The organism is Sphingobacterium sp. T2 (genome assembly GCF_000814685.1).
Classification (GTDB): Bacteria; Bacteroidota; Bacteroidia; order Sphingobacteriales; family Sphingobacteriaceae; genus Sphingobacterium; species Sphingobacterium thermophilum.
The window spans coordinates 1-16,892 of the sequence record NZ_JXAC01000086.1; the positions used below are offsets into that span (position 1 = coordinate 1).

Sequence of the window (16,892 nt, forward strand, 5' to 3'; positions counted from 1 at the left end):
GAAAAATCAAACTTAGACTTTCAAGTACAATCGGAMCAGTCATTTTWGTAATTMMCTAAATAAAAGTCTAAAATCATAAAGAAAAGTTAATAAACAAAATGCGCAAATGGGTAAAATACGCACAACCATAAAAGTGAAGACCCCTTAACAAACAAATATTTATGGCAAAACAGAGAATTATTGTTATTTTTTTAAAGAAGATTATTGCGTATATTTAAGAATTAGCTGCCATACAATGACAACACCAAGAAAAAAACAACCATAACTAAAACAAGGAAGATATGAAACAATTCTTTTTAAAAAACGCGTTACCTGCTATCATTGCAATAGTGATACTGACCATTTCAACCAAGGCAGAAGCCTGTACCAGAGTTGTATATAAAGGCCCAAACGGCACTATTGTTACTGCTCGAAGTATGGACTTTTCAATGGAGATACCTGCAAATTTATGGCAATTCCCGCGTGGCATAAAACGAGAGGGACAAACCGGAACAAACACAGTTAAGTGGACTTCCAAATACGGAAGCATTGTTGTCAGTTCGTGGGATATTGCTGTTTCTGACGGGATGAACGAGAAAGGACTGAATGCGAATATGTTATGGTTGAGCAATTCAAAGTACCCACCATTTGAAAAAGATGGAAATACGAAAGGGCTTGCAGTATCGCTATGGGCGCAATACGCTTTGGATAATTTCGCTACTGTGAAAGAAGCGGTTGAACAATTCAGAAAAGAAGAATTTGTAGTGGTTACGGACTTTATACCCGGAACAGATAAATATACGACTATCCACCTCTCATTGTCCGACCCAACAGGAGACAATGCAATCCTTGAATACGTCAACGGAAAATTGGTGATTCATCACGACCCTTCCTATACGGTAATGACCAATGACCCAATCTTTGAGGAACAATTGGCCATAAATGAATATTGGAAAGAAATACCCGGCAAAATTTTCCTTCCAGGCACCAATAGGGCTGCCGATAGGTTTGTACGTGCATCTTATTATATCGACGCAATTCCACAAACCGACAATACTCGGGTTGCCGTAGCAAGTGTATTCAGCGTAATAAGAAATTGTTCTGTCCCTTATGGAATTTCGACCGAAGGGTTTCCTAATTTATCGACAACAAGATGGCGAATAGTCGCCGACCAAAAGAATATGGTTTACTATTTTGAAGATGCGCTCAGTCCCAATGCGGTATGGGTAGATTTTAAAAATTTGGACTTCAGCCAATCAACAGGAAAGGTGAAAAAACTCTCTTTGGACAAACAACAAGTTTATGCCGGTGAAACATCCGATAAATTTGTTGTTACAAAACCATTTGTGTTTCAAGGAATTTAACAATGTGATTAACTGTACGAGCAGCTAACAAGGTATTGCCAAAAGCCGGGGTGAACAGCTTCCATTGGACGTTTGTGCAATGTACAACATTTCTTCTTCGATTGAGTTTTAATGCTAAAAATCCCCGCCTTCGGCAATACCTGAGCGTTACAAGCAAGCGTATGACGACCGTGCAAACTTCAAACTTTCGGCTGACAAAAACAGATTTACGAACACTTCGGACAAATTCCGGAAACCGTAAAATTCACTTCGCTGACTTTATACTTCTTCGGCAACTTAAATGACGGCTCAACATTTTCCAGACAAGTAACCGACTTACACTTTTGACAGCTAAAATGTATGTGATTATGGTTGTGAGTTGTGGCACAACTATGACAACTTGCATACTTCACACCACCGTCAGTATTCACAACTTTGTGAACCAAATCTTCTTCCACTAACCTATTCAAGACACGATAAATCGTAACCCTGTCGCACAATCCGTCCAAAGCCGACTGAATTTCAGAGTGCGACAAAGCCACTTCGGACTGACTAATTAAATCCAAAATCTCTGTTTTTGCGGTTGTATTTCTTGTCTGTTTCATCTTTTTTTCAAAAACTTTAATGCAACATTGTTGCTATTATAAAGATAATACTTATTTTTGCAACAATGTTGCATTAAGTAAAAATAATTTGAATGATACCGCAAACATTTGAACAATGGAAAAACTGCATCATAAACGATTGCAAAATCAACCTAACCAAAGGTTTTGCGGAACAGCGTTTGGCAGTTTACAAAGACAAGAAAAATAACGAAACACAAAAATTTGTTTTGCTGTATGGCGAACAGCATTTACAAAATATAATTAATTGGTTTAAACAAATATGATAGCAGAAAATAAACTACCTGTAACCGTTTTAAGCGGTTTTTTGGGAGCGGGAAAACAACCTTGCTCAACCACGTTTTACATAACAAAGACGGAATAAGAGTAGCCGTTATCGTAAACGATATGAGCGAAGTAAACGTGGACGCAAGATTGGTAGAAAACGAAAACACACTTTCACGAACCGAAGAAAAATTGGTGGAAATGAGCAACGGCTGTATTTGTTGCACACTTCGGGAAGACCTGATGATTGAAGTTGAAAAATTAGCCAAAGAAAAACGCTTTGACTATTTGCTCATTGAAAGCACGGGAATTAGTGAGCCTGTTCCTGTGGCTCAAACATTTTCTTTTGTGGACGAAGAAAAAGGCATTGACCTTTCAAAATTCAGTTACATTGATACAATGGTTACAGTCGTTGATTGTTTCAATTTCTTCAAAGATTTTGGAACAAACGAATTGTTGCAAGACCGCAATTTAACTGATATGGAAGGCGATTATAGAACAATTGTAAATTTGCTGACTGACCAGATTGAATTTGCAAACGTCATTATATTGAACAAAACTGATTTAGTTGATGAAAATACGGTTGGACTTTTAAAAGCATCTATCCAAAAACTAAATCCAAGTGCAAAAATTATTGCTTCCGAGTTTGGAAAAGTTGCACCAACCGAGATTTTGAATACCAAACTTTTTGATTTTGAAGAAGCACAAAATTCGGCAGGTTGGCAAAAAGAACTGCAAACCGAAAACCATACGCCTGAAACGGAAGAATACGGCATTAGTTCCTTTGTGTTCAGAAATCCAAAACCGTTTCACCCTGAACGTTTTTGGAAATACCTGAACGAAGAATATCCAAGCGGAATTATCAGGGCCAAAGGTTTGTTTTGGTTGGCTTCACGTCCGAATGATGCACTAAATTTTTCGCAGGCAGGCGGTTCTTCCCGATTGGAAAGAGCGGGCGTTTGGTGGTGTAGTATGCCATTCAACGAACGAATGAGATACGCTTCTTTTGTTCACAATAAAGAACACATTGAAAGCCGTTGGAGCAAACAATGGGGCGACCGAATGAACGAAATTGTTTTTATCGGGCAAGACATTGACAAAGAAAAAATGATTGCCGAACTTGAAAAATGTTTGTTGCAGGACAACGAACAACATTTATTTGTCAAAAAGATAAGATTTAACGACCCTTTTCCGAAAGACATATAAATGAGCAATAAAATGACAAGACGAGAAATCATAAAACAAGGCGGGCTTGCATTAACCGCATTAGCTTTGCCTTTTCCATTAACAGTATTTTCAAAATTCAACAGTATGACAGACAAAAATCAATTCGATGTAATCATCATCGGCGGAAGCTTTGCCGGGTTATCTGCGGCAATGGCATTGGGTCGTTCGTTGCGAAATGTATTAATCATTGACAGCGGAAAACCTTGCAATCGTTATACGCCGCATTCGCACAATTTCATCACACAGGACGGAGCTGTTCCCGGAGAGATTGCGGCGAAAGCCAAAGAACAAGTATTGCAATACGATACCGTGAAATTCTTTGAAGGCTATGCTACGAAAGGCAAGAAAACTGATAATGGTTTTGAAATCACTATACAATCCGGAGAACAATTTTCTGCGAAAAAGCTGGTTTTTGCAACCGGAATAAAAGATGTCTTTCCCAATATAAAAGGTTTTGAAGAATGTTGGGGCAAGACCGTCATCCATTGTCCGTACTGCCACGGCTATGAATTTAAAGGAGGCAAAACCGCCATCATTGCCAATGGGGACAGAGCTTTTCACCTTGCGTCATTAGTTCATAATCTGACCGATAAAATCACGATTGTTACCGGAGGTAAAGCCGATTTCAAAGATGCGCAATTTGCCAAACTGAAAAATCATCAAATCAATATCGTTGAAAAAGCAGTGAAAGCAATCCAACACCAAAACGGAAGTATGACAGCCTTGATTTTTGCTGACGGAACAAAAGAAAATTTTGGAGCTGCTTATGCGGCCATTCCGTTTGAACAACATTGTAAAATTCCCGAAATGTTGGGTTGCGAACTGACAGAACAAGGCTACATCAAAGTAGATATGTTTCAAAAAACAACGGTTCCAGGTATTTATGCTTGTGGTGACAATGCAAGTCCAATGCGTTCCGTAGCCAATGCCGTAGCAACAGGAAGTCTTGCCGGAAGTATGGTCAACAAAGAGTTAACGGATGAAGAATTTTAACGGACGAAAAACCACTAACCGCCAGCAGCACACCTTGGCGTAATGGGGGCGGACGTTCTTCGTATGAACATTTTTGCTAAATTTGAACTGTGTGCTTCGTATGTACATTTCTGCTAAAAATCCGCCACTGCGCCAAGCCCCAAACCGTTGGCGGTAATGGCAGGAGCAACCGAGTTCACATCGGACATCCGATGAATACTTGATAACTTCTTATAATTTAGCCTTACATTTTGACAAAATTTGCAAACAAACAATATTATGGATTGGATAAATTTTCTTGAAGAACACACAGAATTATTAATATCAAATTTAGGAGTTTCAGAGCATTGGGTTGTCTATTTCAGATTGCTTGTTCTTATCATACTCCTAATCATATTATCATCTCTTGCATTCTTAATTGCAAAAAGGGTTTTCATATATTATCTCTATAAAGTATTTAAAAAAAGCTCGTTTACTTGGGACGATTTATTTGCTGATACAAGAGCATTCAACAAACTAGCTCACATCGCCCCTGCGGTTATAGTGCGATTAATGGCTCCCGCTATTTTTTCGGACTTTGAACAGATTCTTCCATTCGTTATAAGATTAACAGACGCTTATCTAATAATCGTTAGCATGGCGGTGTTTTTTTCTATATTAAAAGTGGGCGAATACACCTTATCCCAGCTTCCTGTATTTAAAGATAAGCCATTAACCAGCTACTTTCAGCTCATTAGAATTCTACTTTATGTAGTTACGTATCATTTTAGTGCTTTCGGTAATATTAGGTAAGTCACCTATTTATTTTCTTAGTGCATTTGGTGCAATGACAGCCATCTTACTATTGGTATTTAAGGATACTATTTTGGGCTTAGTGGCGAGTGTGCAGATGTCATCCAATGATATGGTGCGTGTGGGCGACTGGGTGGAAATGCCCAAATTTAATGCGGACGGAGATGTTATTGACATCAACCTGAACACTGTAAAAGTGCAGAATTGGGATAAAACCATTACTACCATTCCAACTTATTATTTTATTACAGACAGTTTTAAAAACTGGCGGGGAATGCAACAAAGTGGTGGAAGAAGAATCAAAAGAGCTATTTTTATAGATGCTCATTCGGTAAAACTTGTCGATGCTGAAATGAGAGAAAAGCATCAAAAAAATTCAACTTATTTCCAATTACGTAAAAAACCGTCAGAAAGAAATAGAAGAATTCAATACTCAACACAACATAGACACCTCAGTCTTAATTAACGGCAGGCAATTGACCAATTTGGGCGTGTTTAGAAAATACATTGAAAGCTATCTGAAATCACATCCGAAAATCAGACAGGACATGACCTTAATGGTCAGACAGCTTGCTAGTGAAAACAAAGGCATCCCGATGGAAATTTATTGTTTTACCAAAACTACCGCTTGGGTCGAATACGAATCAATACAATCAGATATTTTTGACCACTTGTATTCTACTGCTACTTTTTTCGATATAGAAATATTTCAGGAGCCGGGTGGGAAAGACTTTAGCATCGCTTTTGATAGAAATAATGTGACGTGATTTTGACCTGAGACATTGAATGCAATTGAAAAGATAGATTTAATTAGTTCTGATTCTGAAAATTTACTGATTGACTATTTAACTAATAGAGCTGTTCAAGAGTTTTGTAAGATTAATCAATATTACACATTTGATAAACAAGCTCATTTGATTTTAAGGAGTTTGTACGTTAATTTATTTACTAACATAAAGAATCGCAAATCCTCAATTGAGTTAATAGCTGAAAAGCATTATGATAATTTAATAAAATGGTTGCAGGAGACAAATTCATTTGCAGAAAAGATTTATACTTCTAAAGGTGAAGTGATAGAATCGGTTGCATGTTCAGAATATAGTCCTGATTTGCAGATTGAGATTCTACAAATTGACATAATCCAATTAATCGAACCTGTTTTGGATATTGGATGTGGAAAACAAGGTAACTTGGTATTGTTTTTACGTCAAAACGGCATTGAAGCCTATGGATTTGATAGATTTGCATATGATAACTCAGCCCTCAGTAATTCGGATTGGTTTGATTATAAATTTGAAAAAGATAATTGGGGTACAATAATCAGTAATCGTGGATTTTCAAATCATTTTCAGCATCATCATTATCGGAATGATGGTAATTTTATTGACTATGCAAAGAAATATATGGACATTTTGAGTTCATTGAAAATTGGGGGAAATTTTCATTATACTCCAGATTTACCATTTGTTGAACAATATTTGGATAAGGATAAATATCAAATGACAAAGCGTAGTATTGGAAATTATGAATTTAAATCAACTATAATAAAAACGATTAAAATAATGCACGACGGCACAACAACGGCTCATAAGCAATGGCGGGGTTTGTAGTGTATTCAACGTCTCGTCTCCCAGCAATTTCGGCACGTGGGATACAGACGCAGCTCCGAAATTCGCCACTGTTCATAGCCGCGACCGTTAGGTGCAACCCTATCGAACATCCTTACATAAATCGACAACACTCTAAAAAATCAAACCTATTTAACTTTTATAGACAGTTGAAATTTATTTCAATAAAATAATTGACTATTAATATCTTAATCGTAACATTGCAATATATAAATAAAGAAATGGAAATAGAACAAACAAAACCAAAGGATTTTACAGACAGCCAACATGAAATTGCTCACATTATAAAAGCGTTGGGACATCCTGCCCGGGTGGCTATCATAGAATATTTATTATCAGTTGACACTTGTATCTGCGGAGATATTGTTGATGTACTTCCTTTAGCACAGCCAACTGTTTCAAGGCATTTAAAAGAACTTAAAAATGCAAAACTAATTAAGGGAACCATTGAAGGTAACACGATTTGCTATTGCATTGACGAAAATACTATTGAAGAACTGCAAAAATATTTTACAAATATTTCGGTAAAACTTACTCTAAAAAACAAAAATTGTTGCTAATATAAAATAATACCAAAATGAAACTATCACAAGTAAAAGCACTTTTACCAACTTTAGAAAATGTAACATTCAAATTGGAAAACGGCTCTTTTGTTCCAGAACATTTTCACGTTACCGAAGTCGGAATGATTACAAAAAACTTCATTGATTGTGGTGGAGTAATTCGTACAGAAAAAACCGTAAATTTTCAGCTATGGAATGCCGATGATTTTGAACATCGTTTAAAACCTGCTAAACTTTTAAACATCATTAAACTTTCCGAAGAAAGATTAGGTATTGAAGATGCAGAAATTGAAGTAGAATATCAAAGTGACACAATTGGAAAATATGCGTTGGCTTTTGACGGAACAAATTTCATTTTGCAAAACAAAACAACTGCTTGTTTAGCACAAGATGCGTGTGGAATTCCGTCCGAGAAAGTAAAGAAGAATTTATCCGAACTATCTGTAAATCAAAATGCTTCTTGTACGCCAGGAGGTGGATGCTGTTAAAAAACAATGTTTATGATTAGCAAAACGGAATTCAGAATTACGAAAATGGATTGCCCAAGTGAGGAGCAACTCATTCGTATGAAATTGCAAAACTTCGATAATATAAAATTATTGGAATTTGATATACCAAACAGAAAGCTGAATGTTTATCATTATGGAAATGCGGAGCATATTTTAAAAGCTTTGGAACACCTAAATCTAAGTACAACATTGATTTCTACCGAAAAAAGCGAAGACAATATTGAAGAAGAAGACAAAATGCAAAAAAAATTAACTTTGGACGGTATTAATCATCAATTTATCGTTCTTTGGAATTGAAATGCTGTATGGGCTTTTTTCGGGTTCTATGGGGTTGATAGCTGATAGCTTGGATATGCTTGCGGATAGTATTGTTTATGCTTTGGCATTATTTGCCGTTGGTGGAAGTCTAGCATTCAAAAACAACATTGCCAAATTTGCTGGTTATTTTCAAATCCTGCTCGCTGTTATCGGTTTTGTTGAAGTTATCAGACGTTTTATTGGAGTAGAAGCGACACCTGATTTCAAAACAATGATTATTGTTTCATCCCTAGCTTTAATTGCCAATGTAATTTGTCTCTATCTCTTGCAAAAAAGTACAAGCAAGGAAGCCCACATGCAGGCTTCGATGATTTTTACATCAAATGATGTGATTATCAATTCGGGGGTTATCATAGCGGGAATTATGGTCTATTTACTCAAATCCAGCTATCCAGACCTAATAATTGGAGGAGTTGTCTTCGTAATCGTAGCGCGTGGAGCATATAGGATATTAAAGTTAGCTAAGTAATCGGAAAAATCTCAATGATAAAACTAAAATTTCTCGATCGTTATTTAACGCTTTGGATTTTCCTTGCAATGCTTATTGGCATTGGTTTAGGCAATTTTTTTCCAAACATTTCAACCTTTACGAATTCCCTTTCAGCTGGCACAACCAATGTACCGTTGGCTATCGGATTGATATTGATGATGTATCCACCTTTGGCAAAAGTCGATTACAGCTTGTTACCTAAAGCTCTAAAAGACAAGAAAGTAATTGCCATTTCCTTGATATTAAATTGGGTTATCGGGACCGTTATGATGTTTGGTTTAGCCGTTCTGTTTTTACGAAACGAACCCGAATATATGTCGGGATTAATTTTAATTGGTCTGGCAAGGTGTATCGCAATGGTTATTGTGTGGAGTGATTTGGCAAAAGCAAACAGAGAATACACGGCATTATTGGTCGCCCTAAACAGTATCTTTCAGATATTGACTTACAGTTTTTTCGTTTGGCTTTTTCATCAACATATTGCCCAATAAATTAGGGATTGCTAATTTCAATGTAAGTGTTTCAATGAAAGAAGTTACACAAAGCGTTTTGATATATTTAGGCATTCCTTTTTTTGCTGGTTTCGTGAGCCGTTATTATTTGGTGAAATCGAAAGGTATCGAGTGGTACAATAGAAAGTTTGTTCCAAAAATATCGCCTATTACATTGTATGCTTTACTGTTTACCATTGTGCTGATGTTCAGTTTAAAAGGCGACAAAATATTGGAGTTGCCTTTAGATGTCATAAAAATAGCGATACCATTAATCATTTATTTTGTACTCATGTTTTTCGTGAGTTTTTTCATTAGTAAATTTCTAAAAGTCCCTTATGATAAAAACGCATCTATTGCATTTACAGCTACTGGCAACAACTTTGAATTGGCAATTGCGGTCGCCATTGCGGTATTTGGCATACACTCGCCTCAAGCATTTGTGGGTGTAATCGGGCCTTTAATTGAAGTTCCTGTTTTGATATTATTAGTCAGAGCAAGTCTATTTTTAAAACGAAAATATTATAAACAATGACAAAGAAAATTTTAGTGCTTTGCACAGGAAACAGTTGCAGAAGTCAGATAGCTGAAGGTTATTTACGACATTTTGCGAACGGAAATGCAGAAGTTTACAGTGCAGGCGTCGAAACACACGGAGTAAACCCAAAAGCCATTGCAATAATGCAAGAAGACGGAATTGATATTTCAAATCATACGTCAAACAACATTGATGAATATTACGACATTGATTTTGATTTTGTCATTACAGTTTGCGACAATGCCAAAGAACGTTGTCCGTTTTTTCCAACTAAAGCAAAAAAGTTTCATCACAACTTTTCAGACCCTGCGAAAGCAAAAGGAACAGACGAAGAAATTAATGAACAGTTCAGAGAAGTCAGACAGCAAATTAAAGAATACTGCGAACGATTTGTAGCGGAAAATCTAAAGGGAAACCAATAAGGGCAGCACCTAACAAGGGTTTTGCAATAGTGGGGCTGAAGTACTATATCCAGCATTTGTGCTTCTATCAACATTTGTACTTAATTGAACATTTGTGCCTTGCATGCCCCACCATCACAATGCCCCAAACCGTTACCAACCATAATAAAACCAGATACAATGCAGACATTTAAGCTTATAAAAGGAGAGATTTCATTTGACAGAGATAAGATTATTATTGTGGACGATGCCAAGAAGCAAAAGCGGCTGACTCTGACATCTTCAAGCATGTGGACAATTTTTGGGATATTTTCTGTTTTAAGGTATTTGAAAACAGGTGACCAATTTTTACTTTGGACTGGCTTAGTAATTGGCTTAGGACATTTTTTTATTTTTGTATTAACACTTTCCCGTACAGCGCAGAGTGAAATATCTTTGAATGATGTAAAATCAGTAAAAGCTAGACAACGTTTCAACAACAAATTTCTGGACATAAAACTTAAAAACAACAGACTAAGACGTGTAATTAGAGTTGACAATTCAGAACTTATAAAATATATTGAGACAAATTACGAGACAAAATAAAATTACGGTTGGTAACAAAAACTATATGCCAATTGGGGTTTCAGTGCGGACAACAAAGTTCGCAGCCCGCAACAACTTCGGTGGGGTTCGACAGGAAAGCAACCCGCAATCCCCAACTGCATATAGTTCCGTCCGTTGTAAGAAACCTTAAAAAAATCACTAACCTTAAAAATTTAAAATTATGACAAAAAAATTTTATTAAGCTTAACAGCTTTAGTAACCCTAACGTTAATTGTATTTTCATGTTCAAGAAACAATGAGTTAATTAGTGAAAATCCAGCTAAAGAAAGTACTGTTAATAAATTTCTTAATTCCGAAAGTTACAAAAGAGTGAGTAGAGATATTAATTCCTATGGAACAATATCTGCTCAAGATGTGACAATTGACAGTATTGTTGTTAAAGACAAAGGAACTTTTCATTATTTTACAATTGCTATTAAGAAAAATGGAGTAATAAATGCTACACTCGATGTTGTTGATTTACATGATACAGAGGATTTACCATATAATGATAAATATGCAATGAATCTGAATGACATGTCTGAGTTTAATACAAAAATTCTTTCGGGTAAAATTAAATTATATGATTTAAATTATGATAAATTTAATCACACAGAAATTAATTTGCTAAATAACAAAATTGAAAATGTAAATTATAAACGCCCATCTGAAAAATTTTTGAATAAGTTTGCTTCATTAAGAATGAAAGAAAACAATGTCCAAAAGAATTTTGCAAAAGTAACATATGGAGCCGCAAGAGTACCCTGAGATAAAAACGGTAATGGAAATTTAAGTTTTTTTGAATGTTATGGTTGTTTCAAATCAGCTATAGAAATAGAAGATACTTTTGGAAATTGGTGGTGCGATGTCCCTGTTGCTGGATGGGCTTCTTGTTGGGCAAGTACATCAGCTTCTTGTGCAATATTATCTAGTATCTATTAATAATTATATCTCATGGAAATTTTGTTTTTAATAATTTTTGTAGCCTTCATAATTTATACATTAATTGATTTGCTTAAAGAACCTAACATTTCTAAAAAGCAAAAGACAAATTTAGCTTTTATAATAGTTTTGATACCTTTTGGTGGATCATTAATTTACATATTTATGAAAGAAAAATTAATTTCCAAACATATAAAATAAGGCTTCTTACAACTTAGCATTGGCAAACATTAAAAAATAAAACTAATGATTAAAAAAACAATTTATTCCTTACTATTCCTGACCATAATGAGTTCTTGTGGGTCAGTAAAACTTAGCGTAAAACCAGGAGCAACATTTTCCCGAAACGCAACTCTAACTATTGCTGCTCAAGATGACAAATCAGGTACAGTGGGAGAACTTAACCACCTGCTTTTTGAAAAAGGATTTAATGTGATCTCATATTCAACAGCAAAAACAGTCGTAAAATACAAAGACAAAATAGAGGGGAGCGACCCTGTGAATAATGAATTTGAAGCAGAAGTTTATAGGATTAAAGAGTTGAATTCAATTTATGCTTTAGAATTAGACTATACTTATTACTATGATGCTTTTTATTACGCTTACCGAAGTTTTTCTGCAAGAGTAGTCGATCTAAATAGTGGAGAGATTGTAATGTCTGCCAATTTTAGAGGTGATAGGTCAGTCCGATCAGTACTAAAAGATTTTACAACACAACTTGCTGCTCAGATTAAATAATAAACGTTTGCCAACAAAACCTATACGCAATGCCCTACAGGACGCTGCGCCAAGCGCCAAAACGTTAGCGGTCATTGCAGAGCGACACCCAAAAAGTTGAGAAATCACCGAATTAAATTAACTTAAACAAACAAAAGCCAATTTAAAAAATATAATTTATGAATGGACAACATCATTACAAAGCATCAATTAAGTGGACAGGAAACAAAGGTAACAGGGACTGACAATTACCGTAATTACGAAAGAAGCCATCAGATTGTAATTGAAAATAAAGTAGATATTTCAGGCTCATCTGACCCAGCTTTTCGTGGCGACAAGACAAAACATAATCCAGAAGACCTTTTAGTTTCTTCTTTATCATCTTGCCATATGCTATGGTATTTACATTTGTGTTCAGAAGCAGGTGTTATCGTTACAGACTATATCGATAATGCAACAGGAATAATGATTGAAACATCAAACGGTGGTGGACAATTTAAAGAAGTAACATTAAATCCAATAGTAACGGTAACTGAACTACAAATGGTTGATAAAGCAAACGAGTTACACAAAAAAGCGAATGAACTTTGCTTTATTGCAAACTCTGTTAACTTTCCTGTTAGACATAATCCGACAGCAAAAATATAATAACAACCAAACGGATTAAGGAAACAACGAACCGCTAACAAGGGTTTTGCAATAGTGGGGCTGAAGTACTATATCCAGCATTTGTGCTTCTATCAACATTTGTACTTAATTGAACATTTGTGCCTTGCATGCCCCACCATCACAATGCCCCAAACCGTTAATATTTCATTCCTACATCACAGAAATTTTGTATCTTAGCATTATAGCAATTGCAGCTAAAACGTATGTCAAACCAGTGAGTGATTCGGTGAGTTGGAAAAAGGGAAGTTTGTAAAATACTGATAAATAGATTGATAGAAAGTAGGTTCGATTCCCCTACGGGCTACAAAAAGCGACTTCAAAAGAAGTAACTTTTTTATTTTCTCAAAACTTCATCCAAAAATAACAGCAGATGCTGCCACGCTCTGCGGGCCATCACCGGATTATATTCTGCCGATTCTGGGTTGGTAAACGTATGTCCGCAATTGGCGTTGGTGATAATCTGATAGTCTGCTTTTCCTTCTTTCAGTTCCTTTTCCAAATTGTCGTAATCTTGCTTGCTTACGGATTTATCTTCTGCAGGATGCTGCACAAGCACTTTAGTGTTAATAGGACCGTTTGCTCGGTCCGCGCTTTTTGACAGGCCGCCATGAATGCTCACCACACCGGTCACAGGCATCTGCGCGCGCAGCCTCAAGAGCGCCCGTGCCACCAAAGCAGTATCCTATCACCGCAATCTTACCTGCGTCGGCTCCCTCCTTCACAAAAGCTTCCATCGCCAGCTCTATACGACGCTGATAAGCTTTGTAATCTGACTTATACTGCCCAGCAATTTTAGCTGCAGCCTCATTATCCTGAGGGATATTACCCTCTCCATAAATATCTGCAATAAAAACGGCATAGCCTTGCTTATGAAGCTCCATGGCTGCATCCTTAGCCTCTTGGTCTATTCCTTTCCACGCAGGAAGGATCAACACGCCTGCCTGCTGTTTGCTCTGAACCAACGCAAGGCCATTGAGCTTCTGTGTATTGTCATAATAAGACACGGTCTTGAGCGTCTGACCATATGCGGCCCCCATCGCTACCGTGAATATCAACAGTGCAATAATATGTTTCATAGCGTTTTTTCTTTAGATTAGTATTATCTAATTTACGAGATATTGATGACTAAATCTGATTTACAGCTAATTATGTTACAATAGCCTATCTTAACTTAACCAATCTATTTTTATGCCATCTTTTTCCATTTTGCGGAAATAGGTCATCTGGCGCTTTGCAAAACGATGTATTTCTGTTTCCAGCTTAGTCAAAAAGTCATCATAAGACAATTTCCCTTTAAGGAAAAGTGATACATATTTATATTCAAGGCCATAGTATTCCAGGTTTTCGTGCGACAGCCCCATGGCCAATAACTTTTCCACCTCCTGAACCAAACCTTCTTCCAGGCGCTGGTGCAGCCTTCTCGTTATCCGTGCTCTTCTTTCCTCTGCAGAAGGATTAAGACCGATAACCTTATAGCGATATATTCTACGCTCCTTCTGCACAAACGATGGGTGTTGGTCAAGATACATACATATTTCTATGGCGCGGATAAGACGTTTGTCGGTAGAGCTGTCTACCTTGAAATTTTGCGGAATAGGTAAGAGCTCCAGCATAGCTAGAAGCTCTTCGGTAGATTTTGTGGACAGCCGCTGGCGCAACCCTTCATCTACCGGGATCTGCGTGAAAGGTTGGGACTGCAACAATGTCTGAATATAGAAGCCTGTGCCTCCGCACACGACAACCCTCTTCCCACGACTTCGAATAGCATCGTAAGCTGCGTCGAAGTCCGATAGAAAGCGATCTATATTATATTTCTCTCCCGGATCCACAATATCTATAAGATGATAAGGGATATGCTGATACTCGCTCAGATCTTTGCCCGTGCCTATGTCCATATGTCTGTACACCTGTCGGGAGTCTGCCGATATGATTTCGGCATCTAGGTGACGGGCTAACTGTACGGCAAGCTTGGTCTTGCCACTGGCGGTAGGTCCTAAAATAACCAACAAATCTTCAGGAAGAAAATTGGGGTCTTCCTGAAGATTGGTCATTATATGCTGCGTGTCTATCACACTTCAAATTTAGTTCCATTTTTCGTTACTTCTGGTTACTTTTGACCACTGTATCGATAAATGCCATTCCACGCACACCATCGTATACGTTAGGGAAGTCCATTTCCTCCGGTGTAGGCGTTCTGCCCTCCTTCTTAGCCATCACCGTAGCAGCAAAGTTGCGATAGATGTTAGCAAAAGATTCCAACAGTCCTTCCGGATGTCCTGCCGGCACACGCGTATTGTGCGTTGCAAAGGAGCTCAGCGTGTATGGAGCAATATAGTTGTTTCCGGTACGATAAATCTGTCTCGGAATATCAAGCATCTTGATAATCAGATTATTTGGATCTTCGTTAGCCCATTCCAACCCTCCTTTTTCTCCATACACACGTATGCGAACGGCATTTTCTTCTCCTGCCGATATCTGGGAGGCCATTAACACACCCTTAGCTCCATTGTTGAAGCGCAGCAAGACAGAACCGTCATCGTCAAGCATACGTCCTTCTACAAACGTTGTCAGGTCTGCACACAACTCTTCGATACGCAGGCCTGTAATATATTCTGCTAGATGCGCTGCATGGGTACCTATATCGCCCATTACCAGCGACTTTCCGGAACGATTAGGGTCTGCCCTCCATGCTGCTCCCGCATGACCTTCGCGCTCCGTAAGACGGCTCAACCACCCTTGGGGATATTCTACCACCACCTTACGAATCTTGCCGAAGTGGCCCTCCGCCACCATGGCTTTAGCCTGCTTCACCATAGGATATCCCGAATAAGTGTGTGTAAGGCATAAGGTCTTACCTGTACGCTCTACCGTCTCCTGCAAAGACTTAGCCTCCTCCAGCGAAACAGTCATAGGCTTTTCTACCACCACGTCGAAGCCTGCCTCCATAGCCAATTTTGCGGGCTCATAGTGCAGGAAGTTGGGCGTCACGATGGTTACAAAATCCATCCTCTCCCCTTCAGGAAGCTGCGCCTCCTTCTCCAGCATAGTCTTATAATCCGGATATATCCGGCTTTCATCTATAAATAAATCTCTTCCGGACTGTAATGAAACTTCTCTATTAGCACTGAAAGCACCACAGACGAGTTCAATCTTGCCGTCCATAAATGCTGCAATACGGTGTACAGCGCCGATGAAAGCATCATTGCCGCCACCGACCATACCCATTCTTAGTTTTCTCTTCATTATATTTAAGTTTACAGTTGATACTTATTGCTTTAAAATTAATAAAAACTTAGGATAGATACAGTTTAAGTTTGATACTTCCCGTATTTTTTACAATATAGTCGTAACTTTCTCCTTCTCCTAAAGTATAATAGCGTCGCCCTTCACGTATATAAAAAAGCTGTCCTTCCGTTCTGCCCTCTTCTTTGAAGCCTATACGTGTGAGGCTGGACTCGTCACTCCAATCTCTATCGGCATAAGTCATGATATCATCGGGCTTAAAATCTTCAATAAAAGCTTTCAACAGTTTGGAAATACCTCCCACGATAAGATAGCCTCCCTTATGGCAGAAGCGCAACAGCTGCAAAAGTACGGTCTTTTCTATAAGGGAGATCTAGTCTCTGTAGCCGTTTTCAGTGGTGGCCGCCGTATGCGTGACCAATCTGCCGAATACCGTTCTTTTGAGCTGTTGCGCTTCTGCCATAAGGGAGGCTATCTTATCGTGGGAGGTATTTCCAAACTGTTGAAAGCTTTTATTGAAGATTTTAAGCCCGATGATATCATGACTTATGCCGATAGAGATTGGAGTGACGAGTCCAGCCTCACACGTATAGGCTTA

General features: G+C 37.7%; 21 protein-coding genes and 3 pseudogenes. 18 read left to right on the top strand and 6 right to left on the bottom strand.

What is annotated here, in order from left to right:
* Window positions 1-281: 281 nt before the first annotated feature.
* On the top strand, window positions 282-1,343 hold the full coding sequence (locus SD31_RS06610) for a linear amide C-N hydrolase (RefSeq protein ID WP_039053551.1): 1,062 nt from the start codon (window positions 282-284) through the stop codon (window positions 1,341-1,343).
* A gap of 206 nt (window positions 1,344-1,549) precedes the next feature.
* Here the strand turns inward: SD31_RS06610 and SD31_RS15995 are convergent, their stop codons facing one another.
* Complete coding sequence (locus tag SD31_RS15995; RefSeq protein WP_082021852.1) at window positions 1,550-1,927, bottom strand: Fur family transcriptional regulator; 378 nt, start codon at window positions 1,925-1,927, stop codon at window positions 1,550-1,552.
* Window positions 1,928-2,019: 92 nt separating this feature from the next.
* Between SD31_RS15995 and SD31_RS06615 the strand changes: the two genes are divergently transcribed.
* From SD31_RS06615 to SD31_RS06685, 16 genes and pseudogenes are all read left to right on the top strand, one after another.
* Window positions 2,020-2,211, top strand: coding sequence for a hypothetical protein (locus tag SD31_RS06615; RefSeq protein WP_039053552.1), 192 nt, complete (start codon window positions 2,020-2,022; stop codon window positions 2,209-2,211).
* Between the two features lie 61 nt (window positions 2,212-2,272).
* On the top strand, window positions 2,273-3,415 hold the full coding sequence (locus tag SD31_RS06620) for a GTP-binding protein (protein WP_231561248.1): 1,143 nt from the start codon (window positions 2,273-2,275) through the stop codon (window positions 3,413-3,415).
* A 12-nt stretch (window positions 3,416-3,427) separates the two neighbouring features.
* The gene (locus SD31_RS06625) at window positions 3,428-4,429 is read left to right on the top strand and encodes an NAD(P)/FAD-dependent oxidoreductase (protein ID WP_231561249.1); all 1,002 of its coding nucleotides are present in this window, start codon (window positions 3,428-3,430) and stop codon (window positions 4,427-4,429) included.
* 258 nt (window positions 4,430-4,687) lie between these two features.
* Window positions 4,688-5,200 carry a hypothetical protein gene (locus SD31_RS16000; protein WP_082021853.1) on the top strand — a complete coding sequence of 171 codons (513 nt, stop codon included), beginning with the start codon at window positions 4,688-4,690 and terminating at the stop codon, window positions 5,198-5,200.
* Between the two features lie 34 nt (window positions 5,201-5,234).
* Entirely contained in the window at window positions 5,235-5,666 is a 432-nt protein-coding gene (locus tag SD31_RS20055) for a mechanosensitive ion channel family protein (protein ID WP_410528243.1), read from the top strand.
* Between the two features lie 10 nt (window positions 5,667-5,676).
* Window positions 5,677-5,967, top strand: coding sequence for a hypothetical protein (locus SD31_RS20060; protein ID WP_410528244.1), 291 nt, complete (start codon window positions 5,677-5,679; stop codon window positions 5,965-5,967).
* Window positions 5,968-5,982: 15 nt separating this feature from the next.
* The gene (locus SD31_RS15165) at window positions 5,983-6,810 is read left to right on the top strand and encodes a hypothetical protein (RefSeq protein ID WP_052258730.1); all 828 of its coding nucleotides are present in this window, start codon (window positions 5,983-5,985) and stop codon (window positions 6,808-6,810) included.
* Window positions 6,811-7,049: 239 nt separating this feature from the next.
* Entirely contained in the window at window positions 7,050-7,388 is a 339-nt protein-coding gene (locus SD31_RS06640) for an ArsR/SmtB family transcription factor (protein WP_039053564.1), read from the top strand.
* A gap of 17 nt (window positions 7,389-7,405) precedes the next feature.
* Window positions 7,406-7,879 (top strand): DUF6428 family protein, encoded by a 474-nt coding sequence (locus tag SD31_RS06645; RefSeq protein ID WP_039053553.1) that lies wholly within the window; start codon window positions 7,406-7,408, stop codon window positions 7,877-7,879.
* A gap of 15 nt (window positions 7,880-7,894) precedes the next feature.
* Window positions 7,895-8,687, top strand: a pseudogene (locus SD31_RS20760) (cation transporter).
* A 14-nt stretch (window positions 8,688-8,701) separates the two neighbouring features.
* Window positions 8,702-9,734: pseudogene (arsB, locus tag SD31_RS06655) on the top strand (ACR3 family arsenite efflux transporter).
* Window positions 9,731-10,159: an arsenate reductase ArsC gene (locus tag SD31_RS06660; RefSeq protein WP_039053554.1), complete on the top strand. Its 429-nt coding sequence runs from the start codon at window positions 9,731-9,733 to the stop codon at window positions 10,157-10,159. The pseudogene arsB and the gene SD31_RS06660 overlap by 4 nt, the downstream one beginning before the upstream one ends.
* A gap of 159 nt (window positions 10,160-10,318) precedes the next feature.
* Complete coding sequence (locus SD31_RS06665; protein ID WP_156138244.1) at window positions 10,319-10,723, top strand: hypothetical protein; 405 nt, start codon at window positions 10,319-10,321, stop codon at window positions 10,721-10,723.
* Window positions 10,724-11,053: 330 nt separating this feature from the next.
* Window positions 11,054-11,491, top strand: a complete 438-nt coding sequence (locus SD31_RS06670; RefSeq protein ID WP_039053556.1) for a hypothetical protein — start codon at window positions 11,054-11,056, stop codon at window positions 11,489-11,491.
* Window positions 11,492-11,911: 420 nt separating this feature from the next.
* Complete coding sequence (locus SD31_RS06680) at window positions 11,912-12,403, top strand: hypothetical protein (RefSeq protein ID WP_156138245.1); 492 nt, start codon at window positions 11,912-11,914, stop codon at window positions 12,401-12,403.
* Window positions 12,404-12,565: 162 nt separating this feature from the next.
* Entirely contained in the window at window positions 12,566-13,030 is a 465-nt protein-coding gene (locus SD31_RS06685) for an OsmC family protein (RefSeq protein WP_231561252.1), read from the top strand.
* A 355-nt stretch (window positions 13,031-13,385) separates the two neighbouring features.
* Here SD31_RS06685 and SD31_RS18695 read toward each other — a convergent pair whose 3' ends face one another.
* The 5 genes from SD31_RS18695 to SD31_RS06705 form a co-directional block, all read right to left on the bottom strand.
* Window positions 13,386-13,688: a dienelactone hydrolase family protein gene (locus tag SD31_RS18695; RefSeq protein ID WP_231561253.1), complete on the bottom strand. Its 303-nt coding sequence runs from the start codon at window positions 13,686-13,688 to the stop codon at window positions 13,386-13,388.
* Window positions 13,615-14,127 carry a dienelactone hydrolase family protein gene (locus SD31_RS06690; RefSeq protein ID WP_231561254.1) on the bottom strand — a complete coding sequence of 171 codons (513 nt, stop codon included), beginning with the start codon at window positions 14,125-14,127 and terminating at the stop codon, window positions 13,615-13,617. The genes SD31_RS18695 and SD31_RS06690 overlap by 74 nt, the downstream gene beginning before the upstream one ends.
* Before the next feature lie 90 nt (window positions 14,128-14,217).
* Window positions 14,218-15,123 carry a tRNA (adenosine(37)-N6)-dimethylallyltransferase MiaA gene (miaA, locus tag SD31_RS06695; RefSeq protein WP_231561255.1) on the bottom strand — a complete coding sequence of 302 codons (906 nt, stop codon included), beginning with the start codon at window positions 15,121-15,123 and terminating at the stop codon, window positions 14,218-14,220.
* A gap of 25 nt (window positions 15,124-15,148) precedes the next feature.
* Window positions 15,149-16,294, bottom strand: a complete 1,146-nt coding sequence (locus SD31_RS06700) for a Gfo/Idh/MocA family protein (protein ID WP_039053559.1) — start codon at window positions 16,292-16,294, stop codon at window positions 15,149-15,151.
* A 49-nt stretch (window positions 16,295-16,343) separates the two neighbouring features.
* Window positions 16,344-16,631, bottom strand: a complete 288-nt coding sequence (locus tag SD31_RS06705) for a hypothetical protein (protein WP_039053560.1) — start codon at window positions 16,629-16,631, stop codon at window positions 16,344-16,346.
* On the opposite strand from SD31_RS06705, the pseudogene SD31_RS06710 reads away from it, so the two are divergent.
* Window positions 16,617-16,892, top strand: a pseudogene (locus tag SD31_RS06710) (hypothetical protein); the annotation flags it as partial. The gene SD31_RS06705 and the pseudogene SD31_RS06710 overlap by 15 nt on opposite strands.

Coding starts and splice junctions, on each gene's coding strand:
- SD31_RS06610 (WP_039053551.1), top strand. CDS start 282: ATGAAACAATTCTTTTTAAAAAACGCGTTACCTGCTATCATTGCAATA.
- SD31_RS15995 (WP_082021852.1), bottom strand. CDS start 1,927: ATGAAACAGACAAGAAATACAACCGCAAAAACAGAGATTTTGGATTTA.
- SD31_RS06615 (WP_039053552.1), top strand. CDS start 2,020: ATGATACCGCAAACATTTGAACAATGGAAAAACTGCATCATAAACGAT.
- SD31_RS06625 (WP_231561249.1), top strand. CDS start 3,428: ATGACAAGACGAGAAATCATAAAACAAGGCGGGCTTGCATTAACCGCA.
- SD31_RS16000 (WP_082021853.1), top strand. CDS start 4,688: ATGGATTGGATAAATTTTCTTGAAGAACACACAGAATTATTAATATCA.
- SD31_RS20055 (WP_410528243.1), top strand. CDS start 5,235: ATGACAGCCATCTTACTATTGGTATTTAAGGATACTATTTTGGGCTTA.
- SD31_RS06640 (WP_039053564.1), top strand. CDS start 7,050: ATGGAAATAGAACAAACAAAACCAAAGGATTTTACAGACAGCCAACAT.
- SD31_RS06645 (WP_039053553.1), top strand. CDS start 7,406: ATGAAACTATCACAAGTAAAAGCACTTTTACCAACTTTAGAAAATGTA.
- SD31_RS06660 (WP_039053554.1), top strand. CDS start 9,731: ATGACAAAGAAAATTTTAGTGCTTTGCACAGGAAACAGTTGCAGAAGT.
- SD31_RS06665 (WP_156138244.1), top strand. CDS start 10,319: ATGCAGACATTTAAGCTTATAAAAGGAGAGATTTCATTTGACAGAGAT.
- SD31_RS06680 (WP_156138245.1), top strand. CDS start 11,912: ATGATTAAAAAAACAATTTATTCCTTACTATTCCTGACCATAATGAGT.
- SD31_RS06685 (WP_231561252.1), top strand. CDS start 12,566: ATGGACAACATCATTACAAAGCATCAATTAAGTGGACAGGAAACAAAG.
- SD31_RS18695 (WP_231561253.1), bottom strand. CDS start 13,688: ATGCCTGTGACCGGTGTGGTGAGCATTCATGGCGGCCTGTCAAAAAGC.
- SD31_RS06690 (WP_231561254.1), bottom strand. CDS start 14,127: ATGAAACATATTATTGCACTGTTGATATTCACGGTAGCGATGGGGGCC.
- SD31_RS06700 (WP_039053559.1), bottom strand. CDS start 16,294: ATGAAGAGAAAACTAAGAATGGGTATGGTCGGTGGCGGCAATGATGCT.